The 444-nt window shown below is 69.6% G+C and carries 1 protein-coding gene; it reads right to left on the bottom strand.

Going from position 1 to position 444, the window contains the following annotated elements; all coding sequences use genetic code 11:
* On the bottom strand, window positions 1-444 hold a 444-nt coding region (locus AC066S_RS39440; RefSeq protein ID WP_478272004.1), incomplete at both ends, for a GAF domain-containing protein.

The raw sequence follows: 444 nt of genomic DNA, 5'->3' as shown, positions 1-444 counted from the left end.
GTCTTCCAGCTGCCGCTGCTGCGCGATGCCGAACGGGCGCGGCGCGGTGTCGATCAGGCACAGGCTGCCGAGGGCATGTCCCCCGCGCAGCACCAGCGGCGCGCCCGCATAGAACCGGATGCGGGGCTCGCCCTGGACGAGGGCGTTCTGCGCGAAGCGTGGATCTTCCAGCGTGTCCTCGATCACCATCACCTGCGTCGTGCGGATCGTATGGTCGCAGAACGCATCTTCGCGGCAGGTCTCGGGGACCGCGAGGCCGACCCGCGACTTGAACCATTGCCTGTCGGCGTCCACCAGGCTCACGAGCGCGATGGGCACGCCGAAGAGCTGGCAGGCCAGCCGGGTGATGCGGTCGAACTCCTCGGACGGCGGTGTGTCCAGGAGGCCGGTGGCCTGCAGGGCCGCCAGCCGCCTGTGTTCTGCGCTGAGAGAGGGGTTCATGGG

Source organism: Bradyrhizobium sp. CFUWI, assembly GCF_056429085.1.
Note: the sequence above shows the minus strand (reverse complement) of the source record. Positions and strands in the feature narration are given on the sequence as shown.